General features: G+C 73.8%; 11 protein-coding genes. 2 read left to right on the top strand and 9 right to left on the bottom strand.

The genetic code is table 11. The features are described 5' to 3' along the window. The 3 genes from ACZ6O2_RS26595 to ACZ6O2_RS26585 all read right to left on the bottom strand — a co-directional run. Positions 1 to 998: hypothetical protein (locus ACZ6O2_RS26595; RefSeq protein ID WP_466024751.1), on the bottom strand; the 998-nt coding region annotated here is incomplete at its 3' end. Between the two features lie 9 nt (positions 999 to 1,007). Beyond that, a complete protein-coding gene (locus ACZ6O2_RS26590; RefSeq protein WP_350711723.1) occupies positions 1,008 to 1,301 on the bottom strand; it encodes a WXG100 family type VII secretion target in 294 nt (97 codons plus the stop codon). Further along, positions 1,298 to 1,606, bottom strand: coding sequence for a hypothetical protein (locus ACZ6O2_RS26585; RefSeq protein ID WP_466024750.1), 309 nt, complete (start codon positions 1,604 to 1,606; stop codon positions 1,298 to 1,300). The genes ACZ6O2_RS26590 and ACZ6O2_RS26585 overlap by 4 nt, the downstream gene beginning before the upstream one ends. A gap of 169 nt (positions 1,607 to 1,775) precedes the next feature. On the opposite strand from ACZ6O2_RS26585, the gene ACZ6O2_RS26580 reads away from it, so the two are divergent. Together ACZ6O2_RS26580 and ACZ6O2_RS26575 are read left to right on the top strand one after the other, a co-directional pair. Further along, complete coding sequence (locus tag ACZ6O2_RS26580) at positions 1,776 to 4,265, top strand: protein kinase domain-containing protein (RefSeq protein WP_466024749.1); 2,490 nt, start codon at positions 1,776 to 1,778, stop codon at positions 4,263 to 4,265. A gap of 2 nt (positions 4,266 to 4,267) precedes the next feature. Further along, positions 4,268 to 8,569, top strand: coding sequence for an FtsK/SpoIIIE domain-containing protein (locus ACZ6O2_RS26575; RefSeq protein ID WP_466024752.1), 4,302 nt, complete (start codon positions 4,268 to 4,270; stop codon positions 8,567 to 8,569). A gap of 115 nt (positions 8,570 to 8,684) precedes the next feature. Here the strand turns inward: ACZ6O2_RS26575 and ACZ6O2_RS26570 are convergent, their stop codons facing one another. The 6 genes from ACZ6O2_RS26570 to ACZ6O2_RS26545 form a co-directional block, all read right to left on the bottom strand. Then, positions 8,685 to 11,072 (bottom strand): WD40/YVTN/BNR-like repeat-containing protein, encoded by a 2,388-nt coding sequence (locus tag ACZ6O2_RS26570; protein ID WP_466024748.1) that lies wholly within the window; start codon positions 11,070 to 11,072, stop codon positions 8,685 to 8,687. Between the two features lie 132 nt (positions 11,073 to 11,204). After that, entirely contained in the window at positions 11,205 to 11,675 is a 471-nt protein-coding gene (locus ACZ6O2_RS26565) for a hypothetical protein (RefSeq protein WP_466024747.1), read from the bottom strand. A gap of 17 nt (positions 11,676 to 11,692) precedes the next feature. Beyond that, entirely contained in the window at positions 11,693 to 12,574 is an 882-nt protein-coding gene (locus ACZ6O2_RS26560; protein ID WP_466024746.1) for a carbohydrate ABC transporter permease, read from the bottom strand. Further along, positions 12,571 to 13,581, bottom strand: coding sequence for an ABC transporter ATP-binding protein (locus ACZ6O2_RS26555; protein WP_466024745.1), 1,011 nt, complete (start codon positions 13,579 to 13,581; stop codon positions 12,571 to 12,573). The genes ACZ6O2_RS26560 and ACZ6O2_RS26555 overlap by 4 nt, the downstream gene beginning before the upstream one ends. Continuing rightward, entirely contained in the window at positions 13,578 to 14,879 is a 1,302-nt protein-coding gene (locus ACZ6O2_RS26550; protein WP_466024744.1) for an ABC transporter substrate-binding protein, read from the bottom strand. Before ACZ6O2_RS26550 ends, ACZ6O2_RS26555 begins: the two co-directional genes overlap by 4 nt. Beyond that, positions 14,876 to 15,766: a carbohydrate ABC transporter permease gene (locus tag ACZ6O2_RS26545; RefSeq protein WP_466024743.1), complete on the bottom strand. Its 891-nt coding sequence runs from the start codon at positions 15,764 to 15,766 to the stop codon at positions 14,876 to 14,878. The genes ACZ6O2_RS26550 and ACZ6O2_RS26545 overlap by 4 nt, the downstream gene beginning before the upstream one ends. Between the last annotated feature and the right edge of the window lie 137 nt (positions 15,767 to 15,903).

Here is a 15,903-nt window from a genome sequence, read left to right as displayed (position 1 = left end):
GTGCCGTGCTGCTGGGTCAGCCGCTTGTTCCTGGTCAGCCGGCGGGTCACGCGGTCCCGGAAGACGTTGGTGCGGCTCCGGTTGCCCGGCTTGGTTCCTCGGCCCCCGCGGTGGTAGACGTTGTTGGACGTCCGGTCCGACTTGGCCTTGCTCAGCCGGCCGTCCTGGCCGAGCCGGACCAGGTCCTTGGCCTTGCGGTCGAAGTCCCGCTTGTCGAAGTCCGGGCGGTTGCGCAGCACCAGCACGGCCGGGCCGCGGGGCGTGGTGCCGGCCGCCTTGGCGGTGCGGAACACGTCGGCGTTCTCCAGGTACGCCGAGACGATCTTGGCGCCCTTCGGCTGCGTCTGCCGGGTCGGCGTGGTCCGCCGCGACCGGTGGGCGGGAAGGCGGGGCGCGGCGGCGAGGACGGCCTGGGCGCAGCGGTTCGCGGCGTCCCGGTGGCGGTGGGCGGCCTCCGCCACCGCCCGGCAGGCGGTCTGCCGTTCGAACTCACACATGCCCGCTTCGCGGCCGAGCGCCACGGCCCACTGCCGTTCGGGCTCCCGGAGGCCCTGGCTCAGGTGCGCCGCCGACGCCGCGTCGAGCCCGCGCCAGATGCCGCCACCCTGGAAGGACACGGGCACCACCTGACAGAACCGCTGCAACAGCGCTTGGTAGCGCTCGTGCGCCTGGGTGCCCTGCCGCAGGGCGAGCCGGGACGCCGTCTGGACCTGATCCAACTCCTGTGCGTAGCCGGACAGGGCGGCCGCGCAGGCGTCGTATGCCGTGGTCAGCGTGGCGGCGTCGTCGGGAAGTTCGGCGAGCATGACGTCGAGGACGTCGGCGTAGTCACCCCACAGACGGAGGCGGGCCCGGTCGACGGCCACCCCACGGAGCCGCTGGCCGGCCTTGCGGGACTGGTCGGCCTGCTGCCGCAGTCGATCGGCCAGCGCACGAACCTGTTCCGGTGACCCGGGCGTCGGATCGGTCCGCTGGTCCACGACCAGCCAGTTCTCCATCTGCGGCGGTCAGCCGAGCCCGCCGGCGAGGCGGTTGTCCAGGTCCTGGTATTCCCGGACAACCTCGTTGAGGAACGTCGACATGCCCTCCAGGCCGTCGATCATGTTCTGCGCGCCGGTGGACCACTGCTGGTACGAGTCCTGGAACCGCCCGGAGGCGAGCTGCGTCCGGAACTCGCTGCCCACGAGTTGGTCGATCATGGACTTGAGCGCCTGGAGTCGCTGGGTCATCTCCACCTGCCCGGACCTCAGTTGCGACGCCGCCCGCTGCAGCCCGTCGTAGCCGACATTCACATCCGTCATGTGTCGCTCCTTCTGCTGGTGTGGTCGGGAATCGCCTGGCGGTTCAGCATCTCGTCGAGCGAGACCTGCCCGTCGGCGGCCCGGTCGAGCCACCGCGCCAGGCGTCGCAGCGACTCGTCCAGGTCGTGGTGGGACCGTGCCGCGGCCTCGGCGAAGCGCTGCAACGACTCCGCCACCGCGTCGGATCCGGCGAACCCCGGGGCGTCGGGTCGTTGCCAGGTGGCCGCCGCCTCGGACCGGACGGCGTCCAGGCCCCTGGACAGCTGACGCATCCCCTCCGGATCCAGGCTGAAGCGTTCCGCCATCGGTCCTGCCGCCTCCTGACATCCGTCGCCGACCGGCTGTCACCCGGCACCGCCCGATGGTGCCGGATCGGCTGGTGACGCCGGTGCCCCGGCCGTGCTGGGGCGTTGCCGCCAGGGCCGTCCCGGTACTGTCCACAGTGACTCTACGGGCTGTCGGCAAGGAGTGGGCGTGCAGGATTCCCGGTCGTCTCAGCGGCTGGTGGCGGGGCGGTACCGGCTCGCCGAGGTGCTCGGCCGCGGGGGGATGGGAGTGGTCTGGCGCGCGACCGACGAGCTGATCGGCCGGGCGGTCGCGGTGAAGGAGATACGTGCCGACCCGGCCCTGCCGGCCGAGGAGCGCGCGCTGTTCGGGCAGCGGGCACTGCGCGAGGCGCGGACGGCGGGGCGGATCAGTCACCCGGCCGTGGCCGCCGTCCACGACGTGGTGCCCGCCAACGCCGACGACGAGGCGGTCTACATCGTGTCGGAGCTGGTGGAGGCGCCGAGTCTCGCCGACGTCCTGGAGCATGCCGGGGCACTGCCGCCGGCCCGGGTGACCACGATGGCCGTGCGGATCCTCGACGCGTTGGCGGCGGCGCACTCGTCCGGTGTCGTCCACCGGGACATCAAGCCCGGCAACATCATGGTGCTGGACGGCGACGACGTGAAGCTCGTCGACTTCGGCATCGCCCAGGCCGACGAGGACAGTCGGCTGACCCGCAACGGCGTGATGGGCTCCACCGGCTATCTCGCGCCGGAGCTGTTCCACGGTGCCGAGCCGACCCCGGCGACGGATCTGTGGTCGGTCGGCGTGACTCTGGTGCAGGCGGTCAACGGCGAGGCTCCGTTCGACCGCGCCTCCACCGCGGCGACGATCCGCGCGGTCCTCCACGACGACCTGCCGGCCGTACGTTGTGATCCGCCGCTGGCCACCGTGATCGCCGGACTGCTCGCCCGGGACCCGGACCGACGGATGACGCTGGAGCAGGCCCGCACGCTGCTCGCCGGCGCTGACGCCGCGCCCGGCCGGGCGGCCGGCAGCGGAACCGGCGGGCCCATGGCCGGGGCCGCCGACTGGGAGCAGCAACCCACCACCCTGCACGGGAGGACCGCCCCCGGGGCAGAGCCACGCGGGCCGGTCCGGCTCGCGCCGCCCGACCCGGACGCCGCCTTCCAGGTGTCGCCGCCGCAGTCGATCCGCCGCGCCAACCTGCTGGCTCTCGTCGTCCTGCTGGCGCTGTCCGGATGGGCAGGCTGGATCCTGCTGCACGAAACGCTGAGCATGCCGCTGATCACCGTCATCGTGGCGGTGGCGGCCGTGTGGGCCGTCGGAGCGAGCAGTGTGCACTTCCCGTGGCAGGGCCGGCTGAAGATCACCGAGGAGGCGCTGGTACTCCAGGGCCCAGCGGCCCCGACGGCGCAGGGGCGGTCCGATGTCGTCCTGCGCTGGGGCGACGTGAGCGAGCTGATCGTGGCCCCCGCCACGGCAGGGTCCGTGGATCGAACGAGGATCACCGTCGGCTTCGCCACCAAGGCCGCGGCCGCCCCGCTCTCCGTGCCGCCGTTCAAGGGCTACCTGCGGCAGCGGGTCAACGACGGTCCGATCTGGGTCGTGGGGGACGTCGTCGCCGACCCCGAGGAGATGGCGGAGGCGGTCGAGGCCGCCGTCCCGGACCACGTCACCGTCGCGGACGAGACGGGCAGCGCCGCCGGCGGGCCCCCGGCGGCCAACCGTCACGTCAACCCGCGCCGGGGTGGCCTGGTCCTGTGGATCCTGCTCGTCCTGGGCCTGATCGGGGGGACCTACTACTACCGTGACCAGGCCCGGGACCTGGTCACCCTCACCGAGGACGCGACGTCGGTGGTGGCGTACGGGCCGGCCGGCACTCTGCTCGGCAGCGCCGCCGAGGACACGATCACCGTGTGGAACGTGGCCACCGGGCACGCCGTCGCCATCCTGTCCGGCCACGCCGACGAGGTCACCTCGTTGACCTTCAGCCCGGACGGGAAGTTGCTGCTCAGCGGCGACGACGGTGGAGCCGTCAAGCTGTGGGACGTCAGCACCCAGCGCAACACGGCCACCCTCGCCGTCGACGACAGCGAATTTCGGATCGTCTCGGCGCGTTTCAGTCCCGACGGCACCGCGTTCGCCGTCGCCGACTATGCCGGGAACGTCGCGCTGTGGCGGCTGGCCAACCTGGGCAGGCCAGTTCCGGTCGATGCCGAGGGCATCGACGTCGGCGTCATCCGGTTCAGCGCGGACAGCCGGATCCTGCTCGGCGTCGACGAGGAGAAAGGCGTCCGGCGTTTCTGGCAGACGACCAGCGGCGCCAGCGTCCGCCCTGCCGGCACCTTCGGTCCCATGGCGACCGTGCGGCCCGACAACTCCGTTCTCATCCGGGATGCGGGCTCCGACCGGATCCTGACCACCCTGCGCGGCAACACCAACAGCGTCACCGCCACCGCCTTCGGCCCCGGGGACCTGTTCGCCACGCGCACCTGGGACGACATCCGGGTGTGGCGGACGACGACCGGGCGCACGGTGCGGGTCCTGGGAACCAACCTCTTCCGGCTCAGCGGTCCCGACTGCGACTCGCTGGCGCTGAGCCCCGACGGCCAGACCCTCGCGTGCGGGGGCGACGACGGGCTCCGGCTGTGGGCGTTCGGGGCAGAGCGGTGACGATGATCCTCCGGGTGACGGTCCGGGACGCCGGGACGGGGCTCTGCACGGACGCCGAGGTGATCGCGGAGCCGGACACGAACGTGGGTGCCCTGCTCTCGGCGCTGCCGGTGCCGGTCGACGGCCGACCGTGCTTCGTCCGCGCCGTCCGACTGGACGGCCGCTCGACGGTGGCCGACAGTCCGCTGGTGCCGGGTGCGGTCATCAGCGTGGGCGGGCCCGGTCCCGTCGGTCGCCCGGTCGGCTCCGGCGCCGGCGGCGTGCTGGAGGTGGTGAGCGGCCCGGACGCCGGCCTCGCCGTGGCGCTGCCCCCGGGCCGGCACTCGCTCGCCCGGAGCTCCCGGGCTTCGGTGCCGCTGCGCGATTCCGACGTGTCCCGGCGCGGCCACGCCGAGGTGGTCGTCCACGCCGACGGCACCGCCGAGGTCGTCGACAGCGGTTCCAGCAACGGCACCTTCGTCGACGGGGCGCGGATCGCCGGGCGGACGAGGCTGACCCCGCGCGCCGTGCTGCGGGTCGGAACCGACGAACTGCGGTGGAGCCCCGCCAGGGCCGGTGCCCTGCGGGTGGTGCGCGCCCCGGACGGGCGACTCGACTTCGACCGGGCCTTCGCCCCGGCCCCGGTCGTGCCGAGTGTCGAGGTGACCCTGCCGGTCCACCAGCCCGCGGTGCGGGGTACCGCCACGATGGCCCTGCTCGGCGCGGGGGTGGCCGTGGTGGCGGCGCTCGTCACGCAGCAACCGATGCTGTGGCTGGGCGCGGCCGTGGCCGTCATCGGGTACCTGGTGATGAGCTCGCAGGAGGAGAAGCAGGGCCAGGAGCGGGAGAAGGCCTTCACCGACGCGAAGCAGGCCGTCCAGGACAAGATCACGTCCCAGGTGCGGGAGGAACAGAGGATCCGTCACCTGCTCGCCCCCGGGCCGAGCCGGATCGCCGAGACGGCCACGGGGGAGCGTGCCGACCTGTGGACGCGGCGATCGGATTCGCCGCACGGCCTGACCCTGCGCGTCGGCACCGCCGACCAGCCGGCCTCCGTGACGATACGCGGGGAGCCCTGGCCCGGCTTCGAGCCCCCGACGGTGCGGGCCGTGCCGGTGACCGTCGACCTGCGGGTCACCGGTGTGCTCGGCGTCGTCGGGGCCGACCAGCCCGTGGCCGACATGCTGCGGTGGCTGCTGATCCAACTGGCCACCCTGCGCGGTCCCGACGACCTGCGCCTGGTCGTGATCACCGCACGGGACTCCGACGGGCTGGGCTGGACGCGATGGTTGCCGCACGTCGACGCCGGGGCGGGGGAGGCCGTGCCGTGCTGGATCGGCAACACCGCGCAGACGCGTGCCGCCCGGGTGGGGGAGCTGCGCCGTCTCGTCGCCGCCCGACGCGCCGACCGGGTCGCCGCGCCCGGCGGTCAGGTCGGCACGGAGGTCGTCGTCGTCCTGGACGGCGCTCTCGCCCTGCGGGAGCTGCCCGGCATGGACGTGGTCCTGCGCGACGGTCCGGCGGTCGGCGTGTACGTGATCTGCGCCGACCGGCACAGCATGAACGAGTGCCGGGGCCTGTGCGAGGTGGGCGAGCGCTCGGTGAAAGTCACCCGCAGTTTGGACGACCCGCCCGTCACCGGCCGGCCGGACGCCCTCGACGACGCGACAGCCGAACGTCTGGCCCGCTCGTTGGCGCCGATGCGCGACCGGGCCACCCTCGCCGCAGCGCAGCACGCCGTCCCGGGCCGGGTCCGCCTGCTCGACCTGCTGGGCCTGGACGTGCCGACGGGCGACGACGTGCTCGCGCTCTGGGGCGACGGTCGAGGGCCACGAACCCGGGTGGTGCTCGGCGCGGACGCCGGCGGGCCGGTGCACGTCGACCTGGCTGAGCAAGGGCCCCACACGATCCTCGGTGGCGCCACCGGCGCTGGCAAGAGCGTCCTGCTGCAGACCCTGGTCACGGCCCTGCTGCTGACCAACCGGCCGGACGAACTCAACATGGTGCTGGTGGACTTCAAGGGCGGCAGCGCCTTCCTGCCCTTCGAGCGCTGTCCCCACGTGGTCGCGCTCATCCGTTCCACCGGGGAGACCGTCGCCGACGTCTTCGACGACGCGGCCGCGGCGCGGGTGCTGGCGTCGATACGCGCGGAGGTGAGCCGGCGCGAGTCCCTGCTGGCCCGCTACGAGGGGGAGATCGACCGCTACTGGGAAAAACGTCACGCACAGGCGCAACTGCCGCCGTTACCCAGACTCGTCATGATCTTCGACGAGTTCGCGCGGGTGCTCGACGCCGCTCCGGACTTCGTCCGGGAACTGGTGAACGTCGCCGCCAAGGGACGGTCCCTGGGCATGCACCTCGTGCTGGCCACCCAGTCGTTGCAGGGCAAGCTGTCGCCGGAACTGAAGAACAACGTCTCGCTGCGGATCAGCCTGCGCCAGAACGAGGCCGCCGACAGCACGGAGGTGCTCGGCGTGCCGGACGCCGCCGCGATCCCCGGTGCACTCCGTGGACGCGCGATGATCTTCTGCACCACGGCCGAGACCCGGGTGCCGCAGGAGTTCCAGTCCGGCTACCTCGGCGACCCACCGCGCTCCGGCGTCGTCGCGGCCTCCGTCCGTGCCCTCGAACGGGGCGACCTGGGCGTGCCGCGCACCGTCGAGAGCACCCGCCCCGGGGACGCCGCGACCGACCAGGACCTGGCGATCGCCGCCGTCGAGGAGGCCACCCGCACAGCCGGGCTGTCCGCTCCGTTCCGGCCGCTGCTGCCCCCGCTGCCCGCGACCATGACCCTCGACGACCTGCCCCGCCGGCAGACCGCCGCCCCGCCGGCCACCGCCGTACCGCTCGGCCTGGCGGACGAACCCGGGCTGCAGGCGCAGCCGGCGGAGTTCCTCGACCTCGCCGCCGCCGACCGGCTGATGGTCGCCGGTGGTCCCCAGTCGGGCCGTACGACGTTCGCCCGGACCCTGGTCACGAGCCTCGTCACCCGATTCGCACCCGACCGGGCGCACCTCTACCTCATCGAGCGCCGACCTGGCGGGCTCGCCGACTTCGCCGACCTGCCGCACTGCGGCGGAGTGTTCACCCCGGCGGATGCCGACCGGATCCGCCGGCTGATCATCTGGCTCGACCAGGAGACCAGGCGGCGCGCGGCCCACGGGCCCGGCCCGGACGACAGTCCACGTCCCCACGTCGTGGTCGTCGTCGACGGCTGGGAGCACTTCGAGGACCACGGCGACCCCGACTTCGTGGAGACCCCGCTGCTCGCCACGCTCCGCGGCGTCGTCACCGCGGGCGCCCCCCTCGGTGTGCACGTCATCCCCCTCGGCGGCCAGGACATGCTCAACCACAAGCTGCCGAGCCTGTACAACCGGCGGCTGCTCCTGCCGTTCCCGAAGGAGGACACCCGGCGCGCGCAGCTGAGCTCCGCGATGGCCAGCCCACCCCCGCTGCCCGGCCGCGCCGTCGACGCCGGCAGCGGCCGACACGTCCAGGTCTGTCAGCCCACGCCGTCCGCCGCGCATCTCGTGGCCGAAGCCGGCGCTGTCGCCCGGGACGTCGACCCCGCCCGGCTGCCCCGACGGTTCCCCGCACTGCCCACCCGGATCACCCTCGACGAGCTGGCCCAGCCCGACGCACCCCCGAGCGCCACCTGGATTCCCCTCGGTGTCGGCGGGGCCGACAACACCACCCTCGGCGTCGACCTCTTCGAGGCCGGGCCCCACCTGCTCATGGTCTCGGGGCCGCCGGGGGCCGGTCGCACCACCGCCGCCGCCACCGTTGCCCACGGCCTCCGCCGACGGGGTGTCGGCGTGCTCGCGGTCGCGTCGTCCCGGTCACCGCTACCGCGACTGGTTCCGGACGATCCGCGGGTACGGGTGCTCACCGGAACGGCCATCGCGGACACCGACCTGCGGGCCGCCGCCGCGGCCTTCGCCGACACCCCCTTCGCCGTGATCGTCGACGACGCCGACCAGGTCTCGGTGCTCCCGACCGAGCAGGGGTTCGCCAGCGCGCCCACCCTGCTGGAGGAGATCGCCCAGCCGGCTGCCCGCGGCGGTCGCGCCCTCGTCCTGACCGGAGACGCCGCGCCCGTGCTCACCGGTTTTCCCAGCCCGCTCGCCCGGCTGATCAACACGGTCATGAACACGGGCACCCGCCTGCTGCTCACCCCCGAGAACCGCGCGACGGCGCTCGCGCACAACGTGGCTCTCGAACCGGACCAGTACTTCACCGATCCACCCGGGCGGGGCTACCTGTCGACCGGCCGGTCGCCGGCTCTGCTGCACCTGGCCGTGCCCGAGACGGACCAGACCCGGTAGCGGCGGCCAGCAGCGCCACGACCTCGGTCGCCCGGTCCGCGCCACCCGGCCCCGTGACGGACAGGGGCGGGGGTGGACGGGCTACCGCCCGCCACCCCCGCCCCTGTTCAGCGGGTCACGCCGCGCGGCACGAGGCGAGCACGCCGACCACGCCGACGCCCGGCTCGCGCAGCGGCAGCCGGGTCGACGCCGCCGGGCACCGCGGCACGGTGAGGTCGTAGACGCCCCGCCCGAACGTCGCCGCGGTGAGCTGCCGGGTCGGCTCGTGGTAGCGCAGGTACATCACGGCCGCCGCCGGCAGTTCCCCGCCGAGGGAGGCCCACTCGCCGCCGTTCCACGCCGACACGAACACCCCGACGTCGGTACCGACCAGCAACAGGCCGTCGGCGGTCGGCACCACGGAGTTGACCGGCGCGTCGGGCAGCCCCCCGCCGATGTCCGTCCAGGTGCGGCCGCCGTCGCGCGTCATCATGACGTGCGCGCGGTCGCTGCCGGAGCGGAACGCGGAGAACGTGGCGTAGGCGATGTTCGCGTCCGTGGGGTGCGCCGCCACCCGGGTCACCCACGTGCCGGGCAGTTGCGCGGGGTCGACCTGGGTCCAGGTGCCCCCGAGGTCGTCGGTCCACCACAGCCTGCCGTCGTCCGTGCCGACGTAGAGCTTGTCGCCGTCGGTGGGGGCCGCCGCGATCGTGGTGATCGTGCCCCACGGGTAGCCCGACGGGTCGTTCGGCCCGCCGCCGGTGAGGTCCGGGCTGATCGCCGTCCAGGTGCGGCCGTTGTCCGTCGACCGGTTGACGACGTTGCCCGCGTAGTACATGACGTCCGGGTCGCTCGGGTCGAACTGCAGCGGGGTGAGCCAGTTGCGGCGGTCCGAGGTCGTCTGGCCGGGGCCGATGGACTGGCGCGGCGCGGCGCCGGCGTTCTCCGAGCGGTAGCAGGAGCCGTACTGGCTGCAGCCGAAGACGATGTTCGGGTTCTCCGGGTGGATGATCACCTGGAGACCGTCGCCGCAGCCGATGGCGTTCCACGGGCCGCCCACGCCGTTGTAGCCACGGTTGCAGCCGTTGTCCTGGGCGCCGCCGACCTTCAGCGCCGGGTCGGTCTGCGCGACGTCCACGGTGTAGAACTGGGTGTACGGCTCGTACGTGGACTTGACCCAGCCGCTCACCCCGTTGTTGTCAGAGCGGTAGAAGCCGCCGTCGTTGCCGAGGTAGGCCCGGCCGGGCACCTTGGGATCCCAGCGCAGCACGTGCTGGTCGGCGTGCATGCCGCCGACGTTGCCGAAGCTCTGCCCACCGTCGGTGGAGCGGCGCAGGTTGACCCCGGTGAGGAACACGTGGTCGGAGTCGGTCGGGTCGACGAACAGCTTGCCGAACCACCAGCTGAAGGTGGACTGGGACGCCTGGTTGGCGTTGACCGGGGTCTGCGTCCAGGTGTCGCCGCCGTCGTCGGAGCGGTAGAAGGCGCGGAACGGGCCGAGGGCGGTGCCGACGTACGCGTACAGCCGGTCCGGGTCGCTCGGGGCGAGGGCGAGACCCCAGCGGCCCTGGTCGGCGTCGGTCGGCAGCCCGGTGGTCATCCGGTCCCACGTCCGTCCGCCGTCGTCGGAGCGCCACAGGCTGGAGCCGGGCCCGCCGTAGGTGCGCTGGTGCGGCTCGCGCAGGTGGTCCCACATCGCCGCGTACACCCGGTTCGGGTTCTCGGGGTCGATGACGACCTCGGTGGCGCCGGTGGTGGCGTTCGGCGGGGCGAGGGCCTGCCGCCAGGTGTCGCCGCCGTCCTCGGAGAGGTAGACGCCCCGCTCGCCGCCCGGCACGAACAGGTTGCCGGCGGCCGCGGCGAAGATCCGGTCCTGGTTGCCCGGGTCGATGGCGAACCGGGCGATGGCGTGGCTGTTCTCCAGGCCGACGCGCTGCCACGTCCGGCCCCGGTCCCGCGACCGGTAGACGCCGTCGCCGCCGAAGGTGATCGAGCCGCCGCCCGGCTGCGCCTCGCCCGTGCCGGCGAAGAGCACACCGTCGGTGGTCATCGCGACCGCGCCCATGCTCTGCATCCCGCCGTCCGGCCAGGCCGGCTCGAAGGTGGCGCCCGCGTCGGCGGAGCGCCAGATGCCGCCGGAGGCGGCGGCGATGAAGATCTGGTCGGCGACCTGCGGATCGACGGCGATGTCGACCACCCGGCCGCCGATGTTGCTCGGGCCGAAGAAGCGCCACTGCTCCCCGGCGAGGTCGCGGTAGGCGCTGCGGGTGCGGGCGGCGAGCTGGTTCGCCTCGCCGCGGGCCTTCGCGTACTTGGCGACGGACAGGTCTGTGCTGCCGTCGCTGAGCCGCTGGGCGGTCATCCACTCGGCGGGCAGCTCCATCGGCCCGGTGGGGCTGCTGGTGGCCAGCGACTCCTCGCCGCGGGCCGACGGTATCGAGGTCGTCAACGCGGCCGCCGTCAGCAGCGCCAGGGCTGCTGCCACCGGCAGGACGCGTCTACCTCGGACGAGGGTGGGACTCATGCGGATCTCCCGTCCGTGTGCAGGTGCGACCGAGATCCGGTCGTGCGTCGCACGGTAGACAGCACGGTGACCGGCGTCACCCGGCAACTGTTGGGATTCCGGTCGTCGGGTTAGGACACCTGTCGAGCGCCGTCACTGTCCGCGCTGGAACTCCGGCAGTCCCGCGTCCTCCGAGTCCGGCCCCACCACCGCGGTCAGCGTGGTGCCGTCGGCGCAGAGCGCGCCGGCCCGCAGGTACATCCGCCGCTGCTGCGCCCGGGTCAGCACCTCGGCCTCGAAGACCTCGTCCTCGACGCGCAGCAGCTCGACGTCGGTGCGGCCCTCGTAGTGGGCGCGTACGTCCAGCGGGGTCATCCGGACGGTGGCCTCGACCGTCGTCAGGGCCCCCTGCTCCACCACCGAGGTGACCCGTGCGCCGTCGGGCAGCACCAGGCCGGTGACCCGGGCGTCGACCTCCGGCTCGGTGTCCAACGGCACCCGGTCGCAACTGGGCAGGTTCGCCAGCATCCCGGGGCCCCGCCCCGTCGCCTGCGGGGCGTCCGTCCCGCCGCAGGCGACGAGCAGCGGGATCGTGGCGGCGACCGCGAACACCCGGAGTCTCACCGCAGCAGGATGCCACCTCATCGCAGCACCCGCCAGCGGCGCACCATCAGCAGCAGGGCGGTGATGATGACCGCCGTGAGCGCCATCAGCGCCGTCGAGATGAGCGCGCCGTACGCGAAGCCGGAGAACTCGAAGGCCTGGTCGAAGATGTAGACGGGCAGGTAGAGCGTGGCGTTGGCGGGCCGGCCGTCGGTGAGCACGTACGCCGGGACGAAGTTCACCTGGAGGGTGAGGATCGTGTCGCGGACCGCCAGCAGCACCAGCACGGGAGCCAGCAGCGGCAGCGTGAGCCGGCGTAGCTGGCCGAACGGGCCGCAGCCCTCCAGCGCCGCCGCCTCGTAGAGCCGGCCGTCGAGCATCCGGCGGGCGGCGAGGACGACGACGAAGCCCTCGCCGATCGGGAACGCCAGCATCAGCACGACCGCCACGCGGGCGGTGGTCGGGTCCGACAGCCAGGTGAAGCCGGGATGGCCGAACAGCCCGAGCACCTGGTTGAGCGGGCCGTAGAGCGGGTTGAGCACCCACAGGAACAGCACGGCCAGCGCGACGTCGGGGACGACCGTCGGCAGGTAGACCGCGACCCGGAACCACCGCCCGCCCGGCCGGGGCGCGGCGAGCAGCAGCCCGAGTCCCACCGCGGCGAGCAGCCGGACCGGCACGGCCAGCGCCACGTGCGTCAGGGACGCCCGCACGCTGTCGAGCAGGAAACCGTCGGCCAGCATCCGGCGTACGTTGGCCAGGCCCACGAACTGCGGGTCCCGGGTCAGCCCGGTGTGGTCGGTGAACGCGTACCCGACGTTGAGCAGCGCGGGCAGGGCGACCAGCAGCGCGACCGCCATGGCGTACGGGGCGAGGAACGCCCAGGCGGTGAGCTGCCGGCCGCCCCGGATCGCCTTCACCGGCGCCGCCCGGTGGCGGTGTCGAAGCGGTGGACACGCTCCGGGTCGGGGCGCAGCCGCACCGGGTCGCCCGCCCGTACGCCCGGCCGCGGGCCGGTCCGCACGACGAGGCGGGTGCCGTCGGGGCACCGGGTCAGCAGGACGGCCTCGCTGCCGAGCGCCTCCACCGCCTCGACGGTCGCCTCGACCGGGCCCTCGGCGTCGAGCGCCAGGTCCTCCGGCCGTACGCCGAGGGTCACGCCGGGCCGGCCGCCCAGCGTGCCGCCGCCGGGCACCAGGTTCATCGGCGGGCTGCCGAGGAAGCCGGCCACGAAGGTGTCGGCGGGCTCGTCGTAGACCTGCTGCGGCGGCCCGACCTGCCGGACCCGGCCGCCGTCGAGGACGACCACCCGGTCGCCGAGGGTCATCGCCTCGGCCTGGTCGTGCGTGACGTGGACGGTGGTGGTGCCGAGTTCACGGTGCAGGGCGAGCAGGTCGGCCCGGGTGGCGAAGCGTAACGGCGCGTCCAGGCTGGCCAGCGGCTCGTCGAGCAGGTAGACGCTGGGCTCGCGCAGCAGGGCGCGGGCCAGGGCGACGCGCTGGCGCTGCCCGCCGGACATCTCGTCGGGGTGCCGGTCGAGCAGGTCGGCGATTCCCAGCCGCTCGGCCGCGGCGCGGGCCCGCCGGTCGGCCTCGGCGCGGGGGACCCGCCGCACCCGCAGGCCGAACGTCAGGTTGCCCAGCGCGGTGAGGTGCGGGTAGAGGGCGTAGTCCTGGAAGACCATCGCCACGGCCCGCCGGTGCGGCGGCACCAGGGCGACGTCCCGGCCGTCGACCACGACCCGGCCGCGGTCCGGCCGGTCGAGCCCGGCGATCAGCCGCAGGACGGTGGACTTCCCGGAGCCCGACGGCCCGACCAGGGTGATCATCTCGCCGGCCCGCACGTCCAGGTCGATCCCGTCGACGGCGGTCGTCCGCCCGTACGCCTTGGTCAGCGACTCCAGCCGGATCGCCCCGCGTCCGGTCACCCGCCCGCTCCCGCCGGCAGGGCGAACAACGGCCGGCTCTGCTCCTCCAGCCGGCGCAGCCCCTCCTCGCGCCCGACCCGGCCGTAGAACACCTCTTCGAGCAGCGTGCCCGCCTCGCGTTCCACCCGGGACCAGGTGGCGGTGCGCGGCGTGGTGCGCAGGTGCGGCGCGGCGTCGAGGTAGACCCGCGACGACCGCGGCGGCTCGGCCGGGTCGAGGAACGCCGGGGAGTTGGCGACGTCGAGCCGGGACGGCACGGTGCGGCCGGACTCGGCGAGGATCCGCTGGCCGGCCGGGCCCATCGCGAACTCGATGAACCGCCAGGCGTCGCCGTGGTCGGGCAGGCCGGCGCCCATGCAGTAGGCGTCGCTGTGCAGGATCGACGCGGGTACGCCGCCCGGCGCGACCGGCAGCGGCGCCACGTCCCAGGTGAAGCCGTCGATGGTGCGCAGCGTGGGCACGGCCACCCGGCTGTTGAGGTACATGCCCAGGGTGCCGCGCAGGAACCGGGCCTCGCTCGACTCGCTCTGCTCCTCGGCGTCCGGCGGCACGACGTGGTGCCTGAGTTGCAGGTCGAGGAACCAGTCGACGGCCCTGCGGGTGGCCGGGTCCCGGGTGAGGGTCAGGGTGGTGGGGCGGGCCGGGTCGTCGACCAGCTCGCCGCGGTTGGACCAGACGAACGGCGCGAGCCGGGGCACGGACGGCTCCACGCCCACCCCGTAGCGGCCGTCGCGGGTCAGCGCGCGGGCGGCGGCCAGGAAGTCGTCCCAGGTCCAGCCGGCCTTCGGCAGCGGCACGCCGGCGGCGGCGAAGAGGTCGGCGTTGTAGTAGACGACCAGGGAGGAGAGGTTCTGCGGCAGGCAGGTCAGGGCCTTGCCGTCGAAGCGGAAGGCGTCCAGGGCCTGCGGGCTGAAGTCGCTCTCCTTGAGCACGGTGCTGCGCTCCAGGTAGGACTGCGCCGGCTCGATCGCCCCCTGCGCGGCGAACTGCCCGTAGCGGCGGTAGTTGAGCAGGAACACGTCCGGCGGCTTGCCCCCGGCGAACGAGGTGGTCAGCCGGGCCATCAGCTCGTCCTGGCTGGCGACGGGGGAGAGGTTGACGTCGACGTCGCGGTGGGCCTCCTCGAACGCGGCCACCATCGTGCGGTAGCCGGCGACCTCCTCGGCGTCGCCGAACAGCACGACGGTGATGCCCGACGCGTCGTCGGCGCGGTCACCGCCGCCGCAGCCCGCGGCGTAGCCGGCCAGCAGGGCGGCCGTGACCAGGCCGATCCACCGTCGTGCCCGGGTGTTCGTCACCGGCGTCCTCCAGATCTCAGTGCGGCCAGGGGGTCGTCGTGCAGCAGGATCCGCTGGGCCAGCAGGAACACCAGCACGCACGGGACGGTCGCGACCACGCAGCCGGCCATCAGCAGCGGCCAGTCCGTGGGGTTCAACAGCCGCAGGAACTGCAGGCCGAGCGGATAGGTGTAGCGGTCGCCGCTGTGCAGGTACAACAGCGGGTCGATGAAGTTGGCCCAGTGGAACGTGAAGGCCAGCACGGCCACCGCGAGGGTCGCCGGGCGTACCTGGGGCATCGCGACGCGGCGCCAGACCGTCAGCCACCCGGCGCCCTCCAGGCGGGCCGCCTGGAGTTGGGTCTCCGGCACCCCGCCGAAGCTCCAGGCGTAGAGCAGCACCAGGAACGGGCTGCCGGCCAGCACCGCCGGGGCCAGCAGCGGGACGTACGTGTCGACCACGCCGGCCAGGCGGAACAGCTCGAAGCGGGTCGCCCACACGGCCGTCGCCGGGACGAGCAGCACCGCCAGCAGGCCGAGGACCGCCCGCCGACGGGCCGTCGGCGCGAGCAGCCGCAGCCCGAAACCGGTCAGCGACGCCACGGCGACGGTCAACGGCACGGCGAGCGCGACGACCAGCGCCGAGTTCGCCAGGTAGCGGAACAGCGGGATCAGCTCGGGCAGCCGGGCGTAGGCGGCCACCGTCGGCTCGGGCGGGAGGAGTTCGAGGGTACGCGGCGGGGGCAGGCCGGCGGGGCGCAGCGAGCCGACCACCATGAACCACAGCGGGGCGGCGAACAGCGCCGCGAACAGGGCCGGTACCACGAAACGCCCGATGATCCGCGGGATCGTGGCGCGACCCGACAACCGCACGTCGCCGAACCTATGGCCGGCGCGCCGTCCGGTCATCGGGCACCTGTTGGAATCGCGTGCCGCCGCCTCCTACGCCTGTCGTACGCCGACGGCGGGCGGCGGGGGCCGGGGTGCCTGCGACAGACGTAGGAGCCGGGGGCGTGCACCTGCCACACGTGTCCGATGACCGGCCG

This window comes from Micromonospora sp. NPDC048040, assembly GCF_055587185.1.
This window is presented reverse-complemented; position numbering and strand designations above follow the sequence as displayed.

Excerpts from the sequence above, each read along its gene's own strand:
- ACZ6O2_RS26590 (WP_350711723.1), bottom strand. The coding sequence starts at position 1,301 with ATGACGGATGTGAATGTCGGCTACGACGGGCTGCAGCGGGCGGCGTCG.
- ACZ6O2_RS26585 (WP_466024750.1), bottom strand. The coding sequence starts at position 1,606 with ATGGCGGAACGCTTCAGCCTGGATCCGGAGGGGATGCGTCAGCTGTCC.
- ACZ6O2_RS26575 (WP_466024752.1), top strand. The coding sequence starts at position 4,268 with ATGATCCTCCGGGTGACGGTCCGGGACGCCGGGACGGGGCTCTGCACG.
- ACZ6O2_RS26570 (WP_466024748.1), bottom strand. The coding sequence starts at position 11,072 with ATGAGTCCCACCCTCGTCCGAGGTAGACGCGTCCTGCCGGTGGCAGCA.
- ACZ6O2_RS26545 (WP_466024743.1), bottom strand. The coding sequence starts at position 15,766 with ATGACCGGACGGCGCGCCGGCCATAGGTTCGGCGACGTGCGGTTGTCG.